The 18,085-nt window shown below is 72.5% G+C and carries 16 protein-coding genes and 1 riboswitch; of the genes, 9 read left to right on the top strand and 7 right to left on the bottom strand.

Going from position 1 to position 18,085, the window contains the following annotated elements; genetic code table 11:
- Positions 1-408 precede the first annotated feature (408 nt).
- From F4559_RS09050 to F4559_RS09030, 5 genes are read left to right on the top strand one after another with little or no spacing between them, the layout of a single operon-like run.
- Positions 409-1,752 carry a hemolysin family protein gene (locus F4559_RS09050; RefSeq protein WP_184667494.1) on the top strand — a complete coding sequence of 448 codons (1,344 nt, stop codon included), beginning with the start codon at positions 409-411 and terminating at the stop codon, positions 1,750-1,752.
- Entirely contained in the window at positions 1,749-2,774 is a 1,026-nt protein-coding gene (locus tag F4559_RS09045; RefSeq protein ID WP_184667493.1) for a hemolysin family protein, read from the top strand. Before F4559_RS09050 ends, F4559_RS09045 begins: the two co-directional genes overlap by 4 nt.
- Positions 2,771-3,247: a hypothetical protein gene (locus F4559_RS09040; protein ID WP_184667492.1), complete on the top strand. Its 477-nt coding sequence runs from the start codon at positions 2,771-2,773 to the stop codon at positions 3,245-3,247. Before F4559_RS09045 ends, F4559_RS09040 begins: the two co-directional genes overlap by 4 nt.
- Positions 3,248-3,265: 18 nt before the next feature.
- Complete coding sequence (locus F4559_RS09035; protein ID WP_184667491.1) at positions 3,266-5,173, top strand: hypothetical protein; 1,908 nt, start codon at positions 3,266-3,268, stop codon at positions 5,171-5,173.
- Positions 5,174-5,177: 4 nt separating this feature from the next.
- A complete protein-coding gene (locus F4559_RS09030; RefSeq protein WP_184676551.1) occupies positions 5,178-5,465 on the top strand; it encodes a hypothetical protein in 288 nt (95 codons plus the stop codon).
- Here F4559_RS09030 and F4559_RS09025 read toward each other — a convergent pair.
- Entirely contained in the window at positions 5,462-6,694 is a 1,233-nt protein-coding gene (locus F4559_RS09025; protein WP_184667490.1) for an MFS transporter, read from the bottom strand. The two genes, F4559_RS09030 and F4559_RS09025, sit on opposite strands and share 4 nt — an antisense overlap.
- 58 nt (positions 6,695-6,752) lie before the next feature.
- Between F4559_RS09025 and F4559_RS09020 the strand changes: the two genes are divergently transcribed.
- From F4559_RS09020 to F4559_RS09010, 3 genes are all read left to right on the top strand, one after another.
- Complete coding sequence (locus F4559_RS09020) at positions 6,753-7,670, top strand: ArsR/SmtB family transcription factor (protein ID WP_184667488.1); 918 nt, start codon at positions 6,753-6,755, stop codon at positions 7,668-7,670.
- Between the two features lie 4 nt (positions 7,671-7,674).
- A complete protein-coding gene (locus tag F4559_RS09015; protein ID WP_184667487.1) occupies positions 7,675-8,547 on the top strand; it encodes a 3-methyladenine DNA glycosylase in 873 nt (290 codons plus the stop codon).
- Between the two features lie 69 nt (positions 8,548-8,616).
- A complete protein-coding gene (locus F4559_RS09010) occupies positions 8,617-10,398 on the top strand; it encodes a substrate-binding domain-containing protein (protein WP_184667486.1) in 1,782 nt (593 codons plus the stop codon).
- On the opposite strand, the gene F4559_RS09005 is transcribed toward F4559_RS09010, so the two are convergent.
- The gene (locus F4559_RS09005) at positions 10,395-11,354 is read right to left on the bottom strand and encodes a helix-turn-helix transcriptional regulator (RefSeq protein WP_184667484.1); all 960 of its coding nucleotides are present in this window, start codon (positions 11,352-11,354) and stop codon (positions 10,395-10,397) included. The two genes, F4559_RS09010 and F4559_RS09005, sit on opposite strands and share 4 nt — an antisense overlap.
- A 57-nt stretch (positions 11,355-11,411) precedes the next feature.
- On the opposite strand from F4559_RS09005, the gene F4559_RS09000 reads away from it, so the two are divergent.
- Positions 11,412-11,810 (top strand): DUF3224 domain-containing protein, encoded by a 399-nt coding sequence (locus F4559_RS09000; protein WP_184667482.1) that lies wholly within the window; start codon positions 11,412-11,414, stop codon positions 11,808-11,810.
- 115 nt (positions 11,811-11,925) lie between these two features.
- Here the strand turns inward: F4559_RS09000 and gcvP are convergent, their stop codons facing one another.
- The 5 genes from gcvP to garA form a co-directional block, all read right to left on the bottom strand.
- The gene (gene gcvP, locus F4559_RS08995) at positions 11,926-14,817 is read right to left on the bottom strand and encodes an aminomethyl-transferring glycine dehydrogenase (protein WP_184667480.1); all 2,892 of its coding nucleotides are present in this window, start codon (positions 14,815-14,817) and stop codon (positions 11,926-11,928) included.
- A 155-nt stretch (positions 14,818-14,972) separates the two neighbouring features.
- Positions 14,973-15,071, bottom strand: a riboswitch (glycine riboswitch).
- 154 nt (positions 15,072-15,225) lie between these two features.
- Complete coding sequence (locus F4559_RS08990; RefSeq protein WP_184667479.1) at positions 15,226-15,792, bottom strand: MerR family transcriptional regulator; 567 nt, start codon at positions 15,790-15,792, stop codon at positions 15,226-15,228.
- 524 nt (positions 15,793-16,316) lie between these two features.
- Positions 16,317-16,790 (bottom strand): bifunctional nuclease family protein, encoded by a 474-nt coding sequence (locus tag F4559_RS08985; protein WP_184667478.1) that lies wholly within the window; start codon positions 16,788-16,790, stop codon positions 16,317-16,319.
- Positions 16,791-16,935: 145 nt separating this feature from the next.
- Entirely contained in the window at positions 16,936-17,613 is a 678-nt protein-coding gene (gene ftsR / locus F4559_RS08980; protein WP_184667477.1) for a transcriptional regulator FtsR, read from the bottom strand.
- A 2-nt stretch (positions 17,614-17,615) separates the two neighbouring features.
- Complete coding sequence (gene garA / locus F4559_RS08975; RefSeq protein WP_184667476.1) at positions 17,616-18,074, bottom strand: glycogen accumulation regulator GarA; 459 nt, start codon at positions 18,072-18,074, stop codon at positions 17,616-17,618.
- Between the last annotated feature and the right edge of the window lie 11 nt (positions 18,075-18,085).

Below are 18,085 nucleotides of genomic sequence, written 5' to 3'. Positions count from 1 at the left end.
CGGGGCCGGAGGCGCGTGGGGACAACGCACCTCCGGACCGCGAGCCGGGGTGCCGCACCGGAGCGGGGCGCGCACCGGGTGCCGGTCGTGGCCGCCGTCCACGACCGGCACCCGCATCCGGGGCCGGCACCCGGCGGCGGTCCACAGGTTCCGCCGTCGGCTCACGTTCCCGGTTCCCCTGATCCTGCCGCGCGAAACGCCGTGCCGATTCTCCCGGCCGGGTGATGCGCACCGCGACCGATCGGTCACTCTCCGAAGCCGTGCTGCATACGCCGGCGGGCACTCTCTAAACTGGACTTCCGTTCGACCACCCCTTTGTCGAGGAGTGATCCCTTCCGTGCACGGAAGTACTGAGCCGGGTCCGACACCCGGCTGCCCGACCCGCCCGGTCCCTGTCGGGGGCGACCGGTGACCCACATCCTGCTCGCCGTCCTCGGCCTGGTCGCCGTGGTCGCGCTGACCGTCGGCACGTTCATCGCCGTCGCCGCCGAGTTCTCGCTCACCGCCCTGGAACGCAGCACCGTCGAGTCGCACCTGGCGACCGTCGGCGACGCCAAGGCGCGCACCGTGGACAAGGCCCACCGCACGCTGTCGTTCCAGCTCTCGGGCTCGCAGCTCGCGATCACGTTCACCACGCTGATCACCGGCTACATCGCCGAACCCGCCATCGCCGAACTGGTCTCGCCCGCGCTGACCGGACTGGGCGTGCCCGCCGGCGTCGCCCGGCCGATCTCGCTGGTGCTCGCGCTCGCCCTGGCCACGGCCCTGTCCATGGTGTTCGGCGAACTCGTGCCCAAGAACCTGGCCATCGCCAGGCCCCTGGAGACCGCACGGGCCGTCGCGGGCACGCAGGCGGCGTTCTCCAACGTCTTCCGCTGGCTGATCACCGCGCTCAACGGCGCGGCGAACTGGCTGGTCCGACGCCTGGGCGTGGAACCGGCCGAGGAACTGGCCTCGGCGCGCTCACCCCAGGAACTCGGCGCGCTCGTCCGGTCCAGCGCCGCGCACGGCACGATCGACGAGGGCACCGCGACCCTGCTCGACCGGTCGCTGCGGTTCGGCGACCGCACGGCCGACGAGCTGATGACCCCGCGCATGCGCGTCGAGTCGCTGCGCGCCGACGCCACGGTGCTCGACCTGCTGGCCAAGGCCCGCGAGACCGGGTTCTCCCGCTTTCCGGTCCACCAGGGCGACCTCGACGAGGTGCGCGGACTCGTGCACGTCAAGCAGGCGTTCAGCGTGCCGCGCGACCGCCGGGCCACCACCCCGGTGTCCGCGCTGACCCGGCCGGTGCAGACCGTGCCGGAGACGCTCGAGGGCGACGCGCTGCTCGACCGGCTGCGTGCCTCGGGCCTGCAGACGGCGCTCGTCGTCGACGAGTACGGCGGCACGGCCGGCATGGTCACGCTGGAGGACCTGGTCGAGGAGATCGTCGGCGACGTGCGCGACGAGCACGACCGCCGCGAGACGCCGCCCGTACGACCGCTGGGCCGCGACAGCTGGCTGGTGTCCGGGCTGCTGCGTGACGACGAGGTCGTGGAGGCCACCGGTTTCTCCATGCCGCCGGGCGACTACGAGACGCTGGCCGGCCTCGTGCTGTCCCGGCTCGGCCGCATCCCCGACGTGGGCGACGAGATCCGCGTCGACGGCTGGCGGGTCACCGTCATGCTCATGGACCGCCACCGGGTCGCCGAACTGCGGGTGGCCCGCGTCGGGCACCCGGTCGAGCACGTGACGGAGGCCCTGCGATGACGTTCCTCGTCGTCCTGCTCCTGCTGGCGGGCAACGCGTTCTTCGTCGGCGCCGAGTTCGCGATCATCACCGCGCGCCGCGACCGGCTCGAACAGCTCGGCGGCAGCCGGGCGCGGACCGTGATCAAGGCGGGCCGGGAGCTGCCGCTGCTGATCGCCGGTGCCCAGCTCGGCATCACGCTGTGCTCGCTGGGCCTGGGCGCGTTGGGCGAACCGGCCGTGGCCGCGCTGCTGGAACTGCCGTTCGAGGCGATGTCGGTGCCGGACGCGGTGCGGCACGGCGTGGCGTTCGCACTGGCGTTGGTGATCGTGGTCGCGTTGCACACCGTGCTCGGCGAGATGGTCCCGAAGAACCTGGCCATCGCCGGGCCCGAGCGCACCGCGTTGTGGCTGGTGCCCGCGCACTACTGGTTCTGCCGGATGGTGGCGCCGGTGCTGCGCGCGTTCACCGTGGTGTCCACGGCCGTGCTCAAGCTCGTGGGCGTGACGCCCAAGGACGAGCTGGAGTCGGCGTACACCCGCGACGAGCTGGCGCTGCTGATCCAGCAGTCCCGGCGCGAAGGGCTGCTGGAGGACTCCGAGCACCGGCGGCTGGCGCAGACCCTGTCGTCGACCGAGCGGACCGTGGCCGACGTGCTCGTGCCGCTGGACCGGGTCACGACGGTGTCCGGCCGGCCGACCATGGGCGAGGTGGAGGCGGCCGTGTCCGCGACCGGCTTCTCCCGGTTCCCGGTGGACGACGCCGGTAGGCTGATCGGGTACGTCCACGTCAAGGACGTGCTGGACCTGGCCGACGCGGAACCCTCGACCGAGGTGCCCCGCTCCCGCGTGCGCGGCCTGCCCGAGGTGCCGGTGGACGCGCGGCTCGACGAGGCCCTGGCCGCGTTGCGCCGGGCGCAGAGCCACCTGGCGCGGGCGGTGTCGGCGGACGGCCGGGTGCACGGGGTGGTCGCGTTGGAGGACCTGGTGGAGCAGTACGTGGGCACGGTCCGCGACGGCACGCACGTGCGGCGCGACCCGTGACGGGCCTACCGGCGCCGATCCCGGGACCGGACCTGGTCGCGGCCTGGCGGGTGTTCGACCTCGTGCCGTTCGACGGCGTGCCGCGGTGGGCGGCGCACTGGATCGCCGACGGCCACGACGGCGCGGCGCTCACGACCCTGGCCGGGTTGTCGGAGCAGGACACCGCACGCGTGCGCGAGCTGCTGCCCGACGCGGTGGCCGAGTGCGGTGTCCCGGAACCGACGCGGGTCGAGGCGGCCGGGGCGGTGTTCGCCCGACTCGCGCTCGACCACGTCGAGGGGCGCCTCGACCGGGCCGAGGTCACGGCGTGGGCGAACCTGGTCATGAAGCTGTCCGACTACGACGGCGAAGTGCTGGGACTGCCGCTCGGCGTGCTGTTCGACTTCCCCGACCTGCACCCCTACGACGGATACCCGGCGGACCGGCTCGCCGAGATCGTGCGCGAAGCGTGCCGAAAACAACTGGACGGGTGAGCCACTACCCTCGACCGCGTGGGTGAACGGGGGTTCGACGCGCAGTTGCTCGGCCACCTCGTCGAGGTCGCGTCCGACGACCAGGTCCACCTGGTGCAGCGGGTGGCGGGCGGGATCGACCCGGGCACGGTGTTCGGCAAGCACGCCTCGTCGCTGGCCGGGCTGGTCACCGAACTGCCACGCGTGCACGCCGCGCTCTTCCACCACCACCGACAGGGCCAGCCCGCGATCCGGCTGCTGAACCGGTTGTGCGCCAACGGGGTCCGGCTCGTGCGCGGGGTGCGCGACATCTGGGGCGCGGACCCCACACTGGACGGGCTGCTCGCCGTGTTGGCGGAGGCGATCGGCGAGCCGCCGTCCCGTGATCTCGCGGGCGACCTCGCGACCCGCCTCCAGCGGCACGTCGACGACCTGCCCGCCCTGATCGCGACCCGCTTCAAGCGGGCGTGGGCCGGGCCGGCGGGTCCGACGCTCGCCGACTCGGTCGCCGACGAGGTGGCGTGCCTGCTGGCGTTCGCCGACCGCGACCCGACCGCGCTGGAGCACGACCTGACCGCCGCCGCCCGCGCCGGGAAGCCCCTCGACGCGGACACCGTGTGGCGGGCGTTGCTGCCCGACCCGGCCGAGCACGTGGTCGCGGGCGTCGTGCGCGGCACGGCCGAACTGCGCGACCTGCGCCTGTTCCACCCCGGCACCGACCAACGCCCGCTGCGCGCGGCCACCGGCCTGCGGTGGGGCATGAGCACGGGTCGGCTGCACAAGTTCGTGTCCGGGTTCGCCGTCGCGGGCGAGGCGTGCGTGGTGACGGTGACCGTGACCGCGCGGGACAAGCCGTCGGCGGGCCGGCTCGCCCGGCGCACGCTGGCCGAACTGCTCGACCAGTACCTCGCGGGCACCCGGTTCGCCGAACTCGAACTCGACCCGCGCGTGCTCGTCGCCCGCGTCGGCACGACGAGCACCCTGGAACTCGGCCCGCCCGTGCGCGGCACGCCCCAGGCCAAGCCGCTGACGACACCGCACCTGCCCGAGGAGGTCCGGCGCTCGTTGCGCATGGCGCACATCGCGGCCCGCACGGACTCGCCCAGTGCCGCCGCGGCCCTGTCGTGGTCGGCGGTCGAGGCGTGCGGCCTGGCCAACCGGGACGAACTGGCCGCCGCGCTGTCGTTGCAGTGCCTGCGGCAGGCCGTCGTGCAGACGCACCGGAACGTGCGGCTGTCGGTCGTGACGCGGCTGGCGTTCGCCCGCAACCGGACCGAACTGGCCGCGCTGTCCGCACGCCAGGCACGCCGCGCCGCGGACGCGTGCCCGCCCGGACCGCGCCGCGAGGAGCTGCGGGACGCGCTCGCCCACGCCGACAAGATCCACCGCGAGGTGCGCGACGCCCACGACGACCTGCGCGGCAAGCTGGACACGACGGCGTTGGAGGCCGCCGCGCCCTACCGCCGGCGGTTCCACCTGGACGACCTGAACACGTGGGTCGACGTGCTCACCGGCCCGTCGCCGCTGGACGACCTGCTCCCCCACCTGCACCCGCTGGCGGGCCGGCAGGCCGCCGTCTGGCGGTCCCGCCTCGCCTCGCCCCGGCGCTGCGCGGCGTGGTTGCGCCGCCGTCAGCAGCGCATGACGACCGTGCTGGACGCGCTGTACGCGACCCGCAACCTCACGCTGCACGCGGGCGTGTTCCAGAGCGCGGCCGACACCGTGCACGGCGCGGGCGCGGTGCTCGTGACCGACCTGGTGCTCGAACTGCTCGGCCACTGGTACAACACCGCCCCGACCGCGCGGCAGCCCGTGTCCGTGGTGACCGCGCTGGCCCGCCGCCAGGCCGCCGTGCTCGCCGGGTTCGCCCGGGGCACCCCGCCCGCGGCCCTGGATTTCGAGTCGCTGACCGCGCCCGTGCCGTCGGCGCCGTGGCGGCTACGGTGATGGCGTGGCGCACGACGACGAGGACACCCCGGACGACTTCGAAGGCGACTTCGAGGACGACTTCGAAGCGGAGGACGACTTCGAGGACGAGGAGGACACCGACGTCGAGGACGACCTGTTCGGCGTGACGTCGGACCCGCGCACGATCTGCCACCTGTGCGGCGGTGCCGGGTTCATCGCGAACCCGACCCTGGCCGTCATCGGCGGCTCGCCGCGCAGCGTGGACAACGGCCGCGAATGCCCGCACTGCCTGGGCGCCCGCAAGTTCCCCGGCCTGGTGCCGCCCGTCTAGACCGCGCCCCAGGACAGCGACCCTGGACGGCGACCCTGGACGGCGACCCGCTCGGCACGGGCGAAGGCGCCGACGGACACCTGCCACAGGCACACCAGCAGCGCGACGACCTGGACCGCCGCCGCCATCGCCCACACCGCGCGCAACGACCAGTGGTCGGCGATGAACCCGCCGGCCAGCGCGCCCAGCGGCGCGAACCCCCAGGCCAGCGCCCGATGGCTGGTCAGTACCCGACCCAGCAGCGCGGTCGGCGTGAACCGCTGCCGACTCGACATCGAGCACACGTTCCACAGCAGCACGATCCCGGACTGCGCGAACATCAGCACGCCGATCGCCCACGCCCACGGCGGCAGCACCACGAACCCCAGGTGGCCCACCACCATGCCGACCTGGGCCACGCGCATCGACCGCGCGTACCCCATCCGCGCGATCGCCCGCGACACCACCGGCGAGCACACCGCCCACCCGAGGGCCATGCACCCGAGCAGCACGCCGTACCCGACCGCACCCAGACCGAGGACGTCCTTGGCGTACAGCACGAACAGGGAGACCTCGGCGCTGGCCGCGAACGACCCCAGCGCCACCGCGATCGTGATCGAGATCAGCAACCGGTTGCCGAGCAGGTACCGCAGCCCCTCCGCGATGTCGCGCACCGGGTGCGAGGCCGACCGCACGACCGCGCGCGAGGGCAGTCCCAGCGCGAGCACGGTCGCCGCCGCCGCGGCGGCGACCGCGAGACCCGCCGGCAGACCGAACCCCCAGCCGACCAGCAGACCGGCCGATGGCGGCACCAGGAACCGCACCACGCCCTGGTCGATCACCATCAGCCGGGCGTTGGCCGCTTCGAGGTCGTCGACGACCTCGGGCAGCATCGCACCCATCACACCGTGGCTGAGCACCTGCGCGGTCGTGACCACGAACGCGACCGCGACGATCAGCGCCAGGCTCAGCGCGCCGGTGGTCGCCGCCACCGCGAGCACGGCCGCCGCCGCGACCTGGACCAGGCACGCCGACACCAGCACGGTCCGCCGCCGCACCCGGTCGATCAGCACCCCGGCGAACAGCGAGAGCAGGAGCCACGGCGACTGCCCCACCACGTACACCGACGACACCTCGCGCGGATCGTCCGTGATCGTCACCAGCACCAACGGCAACAGGGTCAGCAGCAGACCCTCGGCGACGGACCCGGACACCGCGACGGCCTGTAGCCGCCCCCACCCCCTGGACATGATCGCCACGATGCCAATCCCCTTGGCCGGGACCGACTTTTTAGTGTCTGCTCAACGGATGACCATCCTGCGCTTCGCCGTGTCGCCGCTGTGGGAGACGGTCGCCGCGTTACGGGTGCTGGCCGAACCCGGCTACCACCCGGTGCACCGGCGTTGGGCGGACTGGGCCGGTCGCAAGCTCAGGGACCTCGGCGAGGACCCGTCCCTGCTGACCGTGCTGGCCAGTCGGCCCGTGGTACCCGAGTTCCTCATCCCGACGCCGGGCGGGCGGACGATCAGCTTCGACGAGGAGGTCTCGTTCCTGCCCACCGTCGCGAAACCACCCCGCATCGCCGCCGCCGTGGCCGCCGAACCGCTGGCCCGGCCGCTGCTGGACAACCGCGAGGAGGCGTTGGGCGCCGTGCTCGACCGGTTCCGGGCCGTGCACGACGCGATCGTCGCGCCGTTCTGGCACCGGCTGGAGGGCGTGCTCCAAGGCGACATCGAACGGCGCGGCCGGCGCATGGTCGACGCCGGTGCCCCGGCCATGCTCGCCGAGCTGCACCAGGACGTCGGCTACGACCACCCCGACGTCGTGGTGCACGGCCGGCGCGTGGTGCCCGGCGACCGCGACCTGGTGCTCGTGCCGTCGGCGTTCGTGTGGCCGGACGTGTACCTGCGCGACAGCCCGGTCCGGCTGGCCCTGGTCTACCCCGCGCACGGGTTCGGCTCGCTGTGGGAACGCCCCGACGTGCCGACCGGGCACTCGCTGGCCCGGCTGCTCGGCGCCACCCGCGCCCGCCTGCTGCTGGAACTCGAACGGCCGGGCACCGTCACCGAACTGGCCCGGCGGCTGGGCGTCACGGTGGGCGCGGTGTCGCAGCACCTGGCCGTGCTGCGGGGCGCGGGTCTGGTGGTGAGCCGGCGCGAAGGGCGCGAGGTGGTGTCCCTGCGCACCAGCCTCGGTCTGGCGCTCGTCGTGGGGGAAGTACCGTAGCGGCATGGGGGTCGTCCTGCCCGAGTCCGCGTGGACCGCGCGCCGTGCCGCGCACGTCGACCGGGTCCGGCGGTGGACCGGGCCGCACCACGAGCGCAAAGCGCAGGGCGAGAAGCACCCGGTCCTGGACTTCCTCTTCTCGTACTACTCGCACCGCCCGGCCCGCCTGGAGCGCTGGCACCCCGGCCCCGGCGTGGTGCTCGCGGGCGACGCGGCGGCGGAGTACCTGCGGTGGCCCGCGTACCGGCGGACCGACGAGGGCGTGACGCTGGACGTGGCCGCGTTCCGCGAGGACCGGGCGTCGACCATCGACTTCGTGCACCGGCTGCTCACCGCGACGGCGGCACGCGCCCCCCGACTGGGGTGCTTCGGCCTGCACGAGTGGGCCATGGTCTACCGGCAGCGGCAGGAGGACGTGCGGCACAACGCGTGGCCGTTGCGCCTCGGCGCGGCCGGTACGAACGCGGTCGTGGAGGAGCAGACCGTGCGGTGCGGGCACTACGACGCGTTCCGGTTCTTCACGTTGCCCGCGCGTCCGCTGAACACGCTCACGCCGACCCGCGAGACCCAGGTCGACCTGGAGCAGCCGGGCTGCCTGCACGCGAACATGGACCTGTTCAAGTGGAGCTACAAGCTCGACCCGGCCACGCCGTCGGACCTGACCGCCGACTGCTTCGCGCTGGCGCTGCGGGTGCGGGAACTCGACATGCGGGCCAGCCCCTACGACCTGTCGGCGCTCGGTTACGAACCGGTGCGGATCGAGACGGTGGCGGGTCGGGCCGAGTACGTCCGGCTGCAGAGCGCGTTCGCGGCGGAGGCCGCGCGGCTGCGATCCGCGCTGGTCGACGTCACGTCCGCCCTGGGCGACTTCACCTGATCCGCGCACTTCACCTGTTAGCGTGACGCCCGGTCGGGATGCGCCGGCACGCCTGAGAGGTTGGAGACGATGTCTCGACACCGCGCGCTGCGGACCAAGGTCCGTCGCGGCATAGCCAAGTGGCCCGTCACCGTCCTGGCCGCCGTCGTGCTCGTGTTCCTCGGCTACCTCGGCTACACGTGGATCGCCGACCTGGTCGAACGCCGGGCCGCGGTCGAGGCGGGCGACTGCGGCGAGGGCGAGGCCGTGCTGCGGGTGTCCGCCGCGCCGAGCATCGGCGAGGCCGTCCGCACCGCCGCCGAGGCGTGGGCGAAACAGCGGCCCGTCGTGTACGACCACTGCATCCGCGTCGAGGTCCAGTCCATCGAGTCGACCGACGTGCTCCAGGCGTTGACGCAGAACTGGGACGAGGCCGAACTGGGCTCGAAACCGCACGCGTGGATCACCGACTCGACCCTGTGGGCCAACCGGCTCGCCGCGCAGAACCGGTCGCTGCTGGCCGCCGCGCCCGAGTCGATCGCGGCCAGTCCCGTGGTGCTGGCGCTGCCGCAGGACGCGGCGACCGCCGTGCAGGCCGGCGCCGGCTTCCGCTGGACGGACCTGCCGGCCGTGGCCACCGACCCGGCCGGCTGGGGCCGGTTCGGCAAGCCCGAGTGGGGCGGCGTGCGCGTCGCCATGCCCGACCCGGCCACCAACGCGGCCACCGCGATGGCGATCCAGTCCGCGTTGGCCGGCGCGAGCCCCGACGGCAAGGGGCCGGTCACCACGCGGATGCTCGAACTCGACCCCGTGCGCACCACCCTGGGCAAGCTCGTCACGGCCAAACCCGCGCGCACGCCCGCGTCGACCTGGCAGGCGTTGACGCTGCTGGCCGCCGACCAGGCCGTGAACTCGGCCGGGTTCAGCGCCGTGCCCGTGTTCGAGGTCGACCTCTACCGCTACAACACCGGCAAGGACGGCGGCACGGCACCGGCGCAGCCGCTGTACGGCGTCGCGGCGGGCGGACCGGCACCGGTCGCGGACTTCCCTTTCGTGCCGCTGGCCGGCAGTTGGGTCGGCGAGGCGCAGCTGCGCGCGGCCCAGGCGTTCCGGCAGTTCCTCACCGAACCCGACCAGCAGAGGATCCTCGCGGCGGCGGGCCTGCGCGTGCCCGCGACGAACGACCGCCCCAAGCCCGCGCCGGGCATCCGCTGGGCGAGCATGACCGACCGCCTCACGCCCGCCGACGAGACCGCGACCCAGCAGATCTCGGCGACGTGGGCGACGGCCGACGGCGGCCAGTCCGTGACCGTGCTCGTGGACACGTCGGAGTCGATGGCGAACGCGGGCGGCGAGGGCCGGCCCCGGCTGGACTGGGTGAAGCAGGCGCTGTCGGGCCAGGTGGGCCGGTCGCTGTCCGGTTCGATGGGCCTGTGGGAGTTCTCCCGGTCGCTCGACGGCGACCGGCCGTACCGGCGGCTCGTGCCGATCGGTCCGGTGGCCACGCAGCGCGCGGCACTGCTGGAGGGGATCAAGAGCCTGGAACCGCGGCGCGGCAGCCAGCTCTACACGAGCGTTCTGGCGCTGTACAAGAACGTCGTGGACAACCACCAGGAGGGCAAGCGCAACCGGATCGTCGTGCTGACCGACGGGCCCAGCGACGGCGGACTGTCCTTTTCGGACTTCAAGAACCAGTTGGCCGCGGCGAAGCAGCAGGGTCGGGAGGTGTCCGTGAGCATCGTGGCGATCGGGTCCGACCCGGACCGCCGGTCGCTCCAGGAGATCGCGCGGTCGACCGGGGGCACGCTGTCGGTCGTGGAGGACGGTCGGGGCGTGGACGCGGCGTTGAACGAGCTGCTGGGCGCGGACTAGCCGTAGAGCGCGGCCACTCCCGCCGCGGTGTCGGCCAGCCGGCGGCGCAGCTCGGGCGGGTCCAGCACCTCGACCTCGGTGCCCAGGCGCAGCAGGTCGAAGACGGCGTGGTCGAGCGACTCGGTCGGGACCCGGACCTCGGTCCACTCGCCGGTCGGGTGCTCGGGGACGTGCCGCGCGGGGTAGGAGCCGAGCAGGAACCGGGCGCGGGCCAGCCCTTTCGCCGTGAAGCGGACCGTGACCCGTTCCGGGTACATGCGCTCCTCGAACCGTTCCGACCAGTCGGTCCAGAACGCTTCGAGGTCGAACTCCGGGCGCTCGAACACGTCTTTTTCGGGGCGGGCGTCGAGGACCCGCGACACGCGATAGGTCCTCGTGTCGCCTTCGGCGTCGGCCACGAGGTACCAGGTGCCGGCCTTGAGCACGAGCCCGAGCGGTTCGACGACGCGGTCGACCTCGACCGGTCGGGAACCCCAGCGGCGGTAGCGCAACCACAGCCGGCGTCGGTTCCACACGGCGTCGGCCACGGTCTCCAGGTGCGGTGCGGACTCGCCGGACCGGAACCAGCCCGGCGCGTCCAGGTGGAACCGCTCGGCGATCCGGTCGGAGCGTTCCCGCAGGCCGTCCGGCAGGGCCGCCCGCAGCTTGGTCCGGGCCGCCGCCACGACCGCGCCCAGGCCCAGTTCGGCGGCCGGGCCGGGCAGGCCGGCGAGGAACAGCGAATCGGCCTCCGCCGAGGTGAAGCCGGTCAGGCGGGTCCGGTAGCCGTCGAGCAGGCGGTAGCCGCCGGCCGGGCCGCGGTCGGCGTAGACCGGGATGCCGGCCGCGCCCAGGGCCTCCACGTCGCGGTAGACCGTGCGAACGGAGACCTCCAGCTCGTCGGCCAGTTCGCCGGCCGTCATCCGGCCCCTGGCCTGGAGGAGGAGCAGGAGGGAGAGCAGGCGGCCGGCGCGCATCACTCCATTGTGCATACCTGACCTTCTTTGTCAGGTATGGGCGGCAGACTTTCGCGCATGAGCACCGCACACAGCACGGCCACCGTGGGTTCCTGGGAAGAACGCACCTGGGACGGTCGCAACTACGACGAGGTCAGCGGACCCAAGCGGACTCGTGGGCGGATGACCGCCGTGTACACGGGGGATCTGGAGGGGACGGGCGAGAACCACTTCCTCATGTCCTATCCGGACGATCTGTCGTGCGTGTCCGTGGGAATCGAGGTGGTGACCGGGTCGTTGGGTGGCGTTACCGGGACTCTCGTGCTCCACCACGACGGCGGGTACCGGGACGGAGTGGCGTCCGGGACCGTGAAGATCCTCTCCGGGACCGGTGGGCTGGTCGGGGTGACGGGGTCGGGCACGATCACGTGGCGCCAGGACTCGCCCGGCACCCTGACCCTCGACTACACCCTCTGAATCCCTCAGCTCGCGAGTCCTCCACCCAGGCACCCCGAAATACGCACTCAGGCACCCTCGAACGGGTGACCCGGGTCCTGGGCGGGAGTGGCCCGCCCAGGACCCGACCAACGGATCAGTTGCTGTACGCGGTCAAAGGCGGGCACGAGCAGACCAGGTTGCGGTCGCCCTTGGCGCCGTCGATGCGGCGCACCGGGGGCCAGATCTTCGGGCCCGAGGTGCCCGTCGGGAACACCGCGACCTCACGGCTGTACGGGTGCGCCCACTCCCCCGTCGTCACCGACGCCGCCGTGTGCGGGGCGTTGCGCAGCGGGTTGTCGTCCACCGGCCACTCGCCGGCGCCCACGCGGTCGATCTCGTGCCGGATCGCGATCATGGCGTCGATGAACCGGTCGATCTCCGCCAGGTCCTCGCTTTCCGTGGGCTCCACCATCAGGGTGCCCGCGACCGGGAACGACATGGTGGGCGCGTGGAGACCGTAATCGGCCAGGCGCTTGGCCACGTCGTCCACGGTCACGCCGGTCGCCTTCGTCAACGGGCGCAGGTCGAGGATGCACTCGTGCGCCACGAAACCGCCCTCGCCGGTGTAGAGCACCGGGAAGTGCTCGTCGAGGCGGCGGGCCACGTAGTTCGCCGCCGCCACGGCCGTCAGCGTCGCCCGGCGCAGGCCGTCGGCGCCCATCATCCGCACGTACGCCCACGAGATCGGCAGGATCGACGCCGAACCCCACGGCGCACCGCTGATCGGGCCGACACCGGTGACCGGACCGGCGGCCGGCTGCAACGGGTGGTTGGGCAGGAACGGTGCCAGGTGCGACCGCACACCGATCGGGCCGACGCCCGGACCGCCGCCGCCGTGCGGGATGCAGAACGTCTTGTGCAGGTTCAGGTGCGACACGTCCGACCCGAACTTGCCGTACTGCGCCAAGCCGATCAACGCGTTGAGGTTCGCACCGTCCACGTACACCTGGCCGCCCGCGTCGTGCACCAGGCCGCACACCTCGCGCACGGTGTCCTCGTACACGCCGTGCGTCGACGGGTAGGTGATCATGATCGCGGCGAGGTCGGCGCGGTGTTCGTCGACGGTCGCGCGCAGGTGGTCCAGGTCGATGTTGCCGCGCTCGTCACACTTCACGACCACCACGCGCATGCCGGCCATGACCGCCGACGCGGCGTTCGTGCCGTGCGCCGACGACGGGATCAGGCACACGTCGCGCTCGGCCTGCCCCTGGTCGCGGTGGTAGGCGCGGATCGCCAGCAGGCCGGCGAACTCGCCCTGGCTGCCCGCGTTGGGCTGCAACGACACCGCGTCGTACCCGGTGACCTCGGCCAGCCACGTCTCCAGGTCCGTGATCAACGCCAGCAGGCCCTCGGCGTCCTCGGCGGGCGCGAACGGGTGCAGGTCGGCGAACTCGGGCCAGGTGATCGGTTCCATCTCGGCCGTGGCGTTGAGCTTCATGGTGCACGAGCCGAGCGGGATCATGCTGCGGTCCAGCGCGACGTCCTTGTCGGACAACGCCCGCAGGTAGCGCAGCAGCGCGGTCTCGGAGCGGTGCGCGTGGAACACCGGGTGGGTCAGGAAGTCCGTGGTGCGGCGCAGGTCGGCGGGGATGCCGTCGGCGGTGTCCGCGTCCAGACCGTCCACATCGGACACGGTCACGCCGAACGCCGCCCACACCGCCGCCAGGTGCGCCCGGGTCGTGGTCTCGTCGCACGCGATCTGCACGACGTCGTCGTCCACACGCCACAGGTTCACGCCGCGCTCGCGGGCCGCCGCGACCACCTCGGCCGCGCGGCCCTCGACCCGCACGCGCACGGTGTCGAAGAACTCGCCGTGCACGACGTCGACGCCGTTCTCGCACAGCCCGGCGGCGAGCACGGTGGCCATCCGGTGCGCGCGGGTCGCGATCGTCCGCAGCCCGTCGGGGCCGTGGTAGACCGCGTACATCGACGCGATCACCGCGAGCAGCACCTGGGCGGTGCAGATGTTGCTGGTGGCCTTCTCCCGGCGGATGTGCTGCTCACGGGTCTGCAACGCGAGCCGGTACGCGAGCGAGCCGTCCGCGTCGACCGACACGCCGACCAGGCGGCCGGGCAACTGGCGCTCCAGGCCCTGGCGCACGGCCATGTACCCGGCGTGCGGCCCGCCGAAGCCCATGGGCACGCCGAACCGCTGCGTGGTGCCGACGACGACGTCCGCACCGATCTCGCCGGGCGGGCGCAGCAGCGTCAACGCGAGCAGGTCGGCGGCCACGACCGCCTGCGCGTCGGCCTGGTGGATCTCGGCGATCAGCCGCTCGTGGTCGCGGACCACACCGGACGTGCCGGGGTAGCCCAGCAGCACGCCGAAGAAGTCGCCGCCCAGGCCCAGGCCCTCGATGCCCTGCGACAGGTCGGCGACGACGATCTCGATGCCCAGCGGCTCGGCGCGGGTCTCGATCACGGCCAGCGTCTGCGGCAGCGTGTCGACGTCCACGACGAACTTGTCCGACTTCGACCGGCCGGCGCGGCGCACCAGCGTCATGGCCTCGGCGGCGGCGGTCGACTCGTCGAGCATGGACGCGTTGGCCACGGGCAGGCCGGTCAGGTCGCCGACGGCGGTCTGGAAGTTGAGCAGCGCCTCCAGCCGGCCCTGCGAGATCTCCGGCTGGTAGGGCGTGTAGGCGGTGTACCAGGCCGGGTTCTCCAGCACGTTGCGGCGGATCACCGGCGGCGTGATCGTGCCGTGGTAGCCCAGGCCGATCATCTGCGTCAGGGTGCGGTTGCGCGCGGCCAGGGCCCGCAGCTCGGCGAGCGCCTCGGTCTCGGTGGCGGGCGCGGGCAGGTCCAGGACGAGGTCGCGCTCCCGGATCGACTCGGGCACGGCGCGCTGGGCCAGTTCCTCCAGCGAGCCGACGCCGACGACGTCGAGGATGCGGGCGAGTTCGGCCGGACGCGGACCGACGTGCCGGTCGGCGAAGGGCGTGCCGTGCTCCAGCCCGGCAAGGGGAATGCGGTCCTGCGTCATGGGGTCGCCTTTCGCTGAGGGCTACGGACACACTTCTGCCGTTGCCCTCCCCCTCTGTCTTCGCCCCGAGCCGGGGCGCCTGAGAGCTTCACCCCTGTCCCCAGGGGCTTGCACCGTCGGCGGGGCCGGTCGCCCGACCCGCTTTCCAGAGGCGTCTCACCCGCGCGGTTCTTTGTGCCTGAGAGGTTCCGGGGAGGATTTGCTCCTTCGGCGCCGGACCCGTTGCCGGTTCCGGGCTCTCCCGCGCGGGGTCGAGCGACTACCGGAGGATCGTAACCTGGCAGGACACCGCCGTTCACGCCGGCGCGACGTGGATCTCAGCAGGTGACCGGCAGGGCCGGACCACCCGTGCGGGACCGGTGGCAGGGCGTCACGACGTCCGGTCGACCGGTGCGCGCGGTGTCGTCGTCAGCCGGTCGCGCGGGTACGCCGGCGGCGGGACAGTTCGTCGTCCGAGGGTTGGTCGACCACCACGCCGTCGGCGCGCTCGGCCGGGAACTCGTGGATGGAGCCGCTGATCTCCCGCATGGCGCCGCTGACCGCGATGCCGAAGACGCCCTGGCCGCCCTGGAGCAGGTCGACCACCTCTTCCGGCGACGTGCACTCGTAGACGGTCGTGCCGTCGCTGAACAACGTGATCCTGGCCAGGTCCTGCACCCCGCGTTGGCGCAGGTGGTCGACGGCGACCCGGATGTTCTGCAGCGACACCCCGGTGTCGAGGAGTCTCTTGACGACCTTGAGGACCAGCAGGTCCTTGAACGAGTAGAGCCGTTGGCTGCCCGACCCGTGCGCACTCCTTATGGTCGGGTTGACCAGGCCGGTGCGCGCCCAGTAGTCGAGCTGGCGATAGGTGATGCCCGCGATCTGGCACGCGGCCGGCCCGCGGTAGCCGACCAGCTCGTCCGGCAGCGAGGAGTCGGGGAACAGCTCGCCCTGTTCGCCGGTTCCGGCCCGGATAGCCGCTTCCTCGACCACGCCTGCCTCCCCTCGGTCCGGCCTGACCGGCCGGTGACCTCGCGGAGCCGCCACCGAACTGCGTCGAGTAGCGCCTCCACCCGCGTTTGACGGTAAGACGGGGTGGGGGGCAGGTCAACGCGACGCGCGGAGCGGGTTTGACTCAAGCTGAGGTAGAGGTTGAGACCGCCGTTGGATGTAACCCATTTGGGTGACGTTTAGTGATCGTTTAGCGAACATCTCCGGCGATTCTGTAATCCATAAGAGTGACACCGGGGGGTGCCACGCGGGGTTGATCCACAACACACCGCAACCGCGTGCGAGGGCAGTTCCACCCAACAGCCGAACCGCCCTCGCACGCGTGGACAGCACCACGCGCCGCGGCACCTACGCGAGTCATGCACTCCGACACCGCGAGTTATGCGTTCGGGCACCTTGAGTTGTGCGTTCGGGCACTCCGGATCGACGTCCGGACAGCACGAAACCGGCATTCGGGAATACCGGAATGCCGTCGGCGTGCGAAAACCGGCGGAAACCCGGCCGGATCAGGTGTCGGCGCCGCGGAAGTCCTCGGGCGAGATCGAGTCCAGGAACTCCCGGAACTTCTCGACCTCGTCCTCCTGCTCGTCGGGGATGATCAGACCGGCTTCGGCGAGCACGCTTTCCTCGGCGTGGATCGGCACGCCGATCCGCAGCGCCAACGCCACCGAGTCCGAGGGACGGGCCGACACGCGCACGTCACCGTCGAACACCAACTCGGCGAAGTACGTGCCTTCCTGGAGATCCGTGATCCGGACCTGCTCCAACTGCCGGCCGAGCGCTCCGATCACGTCCTTGAGCAGGTCGTGCGTCAACGGCCTGGCCGGACGGACGCCCTGCTGTTCCAAGGCGATCGCGGTCGCCTCGACCGACCCGATCCAGATGGGCAGGTAGCGCTCGCCCTCGGTTTCGCGCAGCAGCAGGATCGGCTGGTTGGCGGGCAGCTCCACCCGCACACCCACGACGCGCATCTCGCTCATCGGGTATCGCCTCCCTCAGCGCGCTGAAAATATGGCGTCCCCGCTGTACCAACGAGGATTCCCCACGTACCCCTCCGACGCTACCCGCCAAGCGGGGCCAGTGCGCAACCGCCCGGCACGTCGGATCACGATGCGGACACCCGTTTCACCTGGGGGAAACCCGCCCGATGCCGGCCTCGCGCAACCCCGCCTTGACCAGCAGTGCGTGCAGCGTCACAGCGAGCGCCGACAATTCGCGCACCGCCTCGTCGGCCCGCGCCCGCGCCTGCGGATCGCGCTGCCGGTACAGCGGGGCGACCACCTGCTCGACCAACGCCACCTCGCGGTCGGCGGCCGTGCGGAACGCGCGCAGGTGACGTGCCTCGACGCCGAACTCGGCCATGGCCCGCACGGTCGCCGCGATCCGGACAGCCTCGCCGTCGTAGGAACCGCCCGGCCCCGGGCGGATCAGCCCGGAGCGCTCCAGCTCGGCCAGGACCCCGGGCGACACGCGGGCCAGCAGTTCCTCGCGGGTCACGTGGGTCGGGTCGACGGCTCGCAGGGCGCGTTGCGGCACGCCCTGGTCCGCCGCGTCGAGCTGTTCCTTGATCACCTTCAAGGGGAGGTAACGGTCCCGCTGGGCCGCCAGGACGTACCGCAGACGTTCGACGTCGGCCGTACTGAACTGGCGGTACCCCGAGGCCGTTCGTGCCGGGCGGACCAGACCTTCGGACTCCAGGAAGCGGATCTTGGAGATCGTCACGTCGGGGAACTCGGACCGCAGCTGTGCCAGCACGGCGCCGATGCTCGTCCCCCCGCGTTGTGGCCGCCCGGCCGCAGTCACGGTTACCCCTGGCCCCCGGCGCCCGGACCGGTGAGGAACACGAGGCGGAACTTGCCGATCTGCACCTCGTCGCCGTTGGCGAGGACCGCCTGGTCGACGGGCTCGCGGTTGACGTAGGTGCCGTTGAGGCTGCCCACGTCGATCACCACGAACTCGCCGCCCTCACGGCGGAACTCGGCGTGGCGGCGGGACACCGTCACGTCGTCGAGGAAGATGTCGCTGTCGGGGTGCCGGCCCGCACTGGTGGTGTCGCGGTCGAGCAGGAAGCGCGAACCCGCGTTGGGGCCGCGCTTCACGACCAGCAGGGCGGACCCGGCCGGCAGCGCGTCGACACCGGCGACGGCCGGCTCGCTCGCGGGGGTCTCGGCGCCCTCGACCTCGGCGAGGAAGTCGGCGCGGAACACGGAGGTACGCTCCGGGGACTGCTCCGGCGGAACGCCTGGCCCGTCGTTCGTGCTCACCTGAGCTCTCC

The organism is Saccharothrix violaceirubra, from assembly GCF_014203755.1.
In the GTDB taxonomy this organism is placed as follows: domain Bacteria; phylum Actinomycetota; class Actinomycetes; order Mycobacteriales; family Pseudonocardiaceae; genus Actinosynnema; species Actinosynnema violaceirubrum.
This window is presented reverse-complemented; position numbering and strand designations above follow the sequence as displayed.

Bases quoted from the DNA above. Each gene is read 5' to 3' on its own strand.
- gcvP (WP_184667480.1), bottom strand. From the start codon at position 14,817: ATGACGCAGGACCGCATTCCCCTTGCCGGGCTGGAGCACGGCACGCCC.
- F4559_RS09010 (WP_184667486.1), top strand. From the start codon at position 8,617: ATGTCTCGACACCGCGCGCTGCGGACCAAGGTCCGTCGCGGCATAGCC.
- F4559_RS09025 (WP_184667490.1), bottom strand. From the start codon at position 6,694: ATGTCCAGGGGGTGGGGGCGGCTACAGGCCGTCGCGGTGTCCGGGTCC.
- F4559_RS09005 (WP_184667484.1), bottom strand. From the start codon at position 11,354: ATGCGCGCCGGCCGCCTGCTCTCCCTCCTGCTCCTCCTCCAGGCCAGG.
- F4559_RS09000 (WP_184667482.1), top strand. From the start codon at position 11,412: ATGAGCACCGCACACAGCACGGCCACCGTGGGTTCCTGGGAAGAACGC.
- F4559_RS09045 (WP_184667493.1), top strand. From the start codon at position 1,749: ATGACGTTCCTCGTCGTCCTGCTCCTGCTGGCGGGCAACGCGTTCTTC.
- F4559_RS09015 (WP_184667487.1), top strand. From the start codon at position 7,675: ATGGGGGTCGTCCTGCCCGAGTCCGCGTGGACCGCGCGCCGTGCCGCG.
- F4559_RS08985 (WP_184667478.1), bottom strand. From the start codon at position 16,790: ATGAGCGAGATGCGCGTCGTGGGTGTGCGGGTGGAGCTGCCCGCCAAC.
- F4559_RS09020 (WP_184667488.1), top strand. From the start codon at position 6,753: ATGACCATCCTGCGCTTCGCCGTGTCGCCGCTGTGGGAGACGGTCGCC.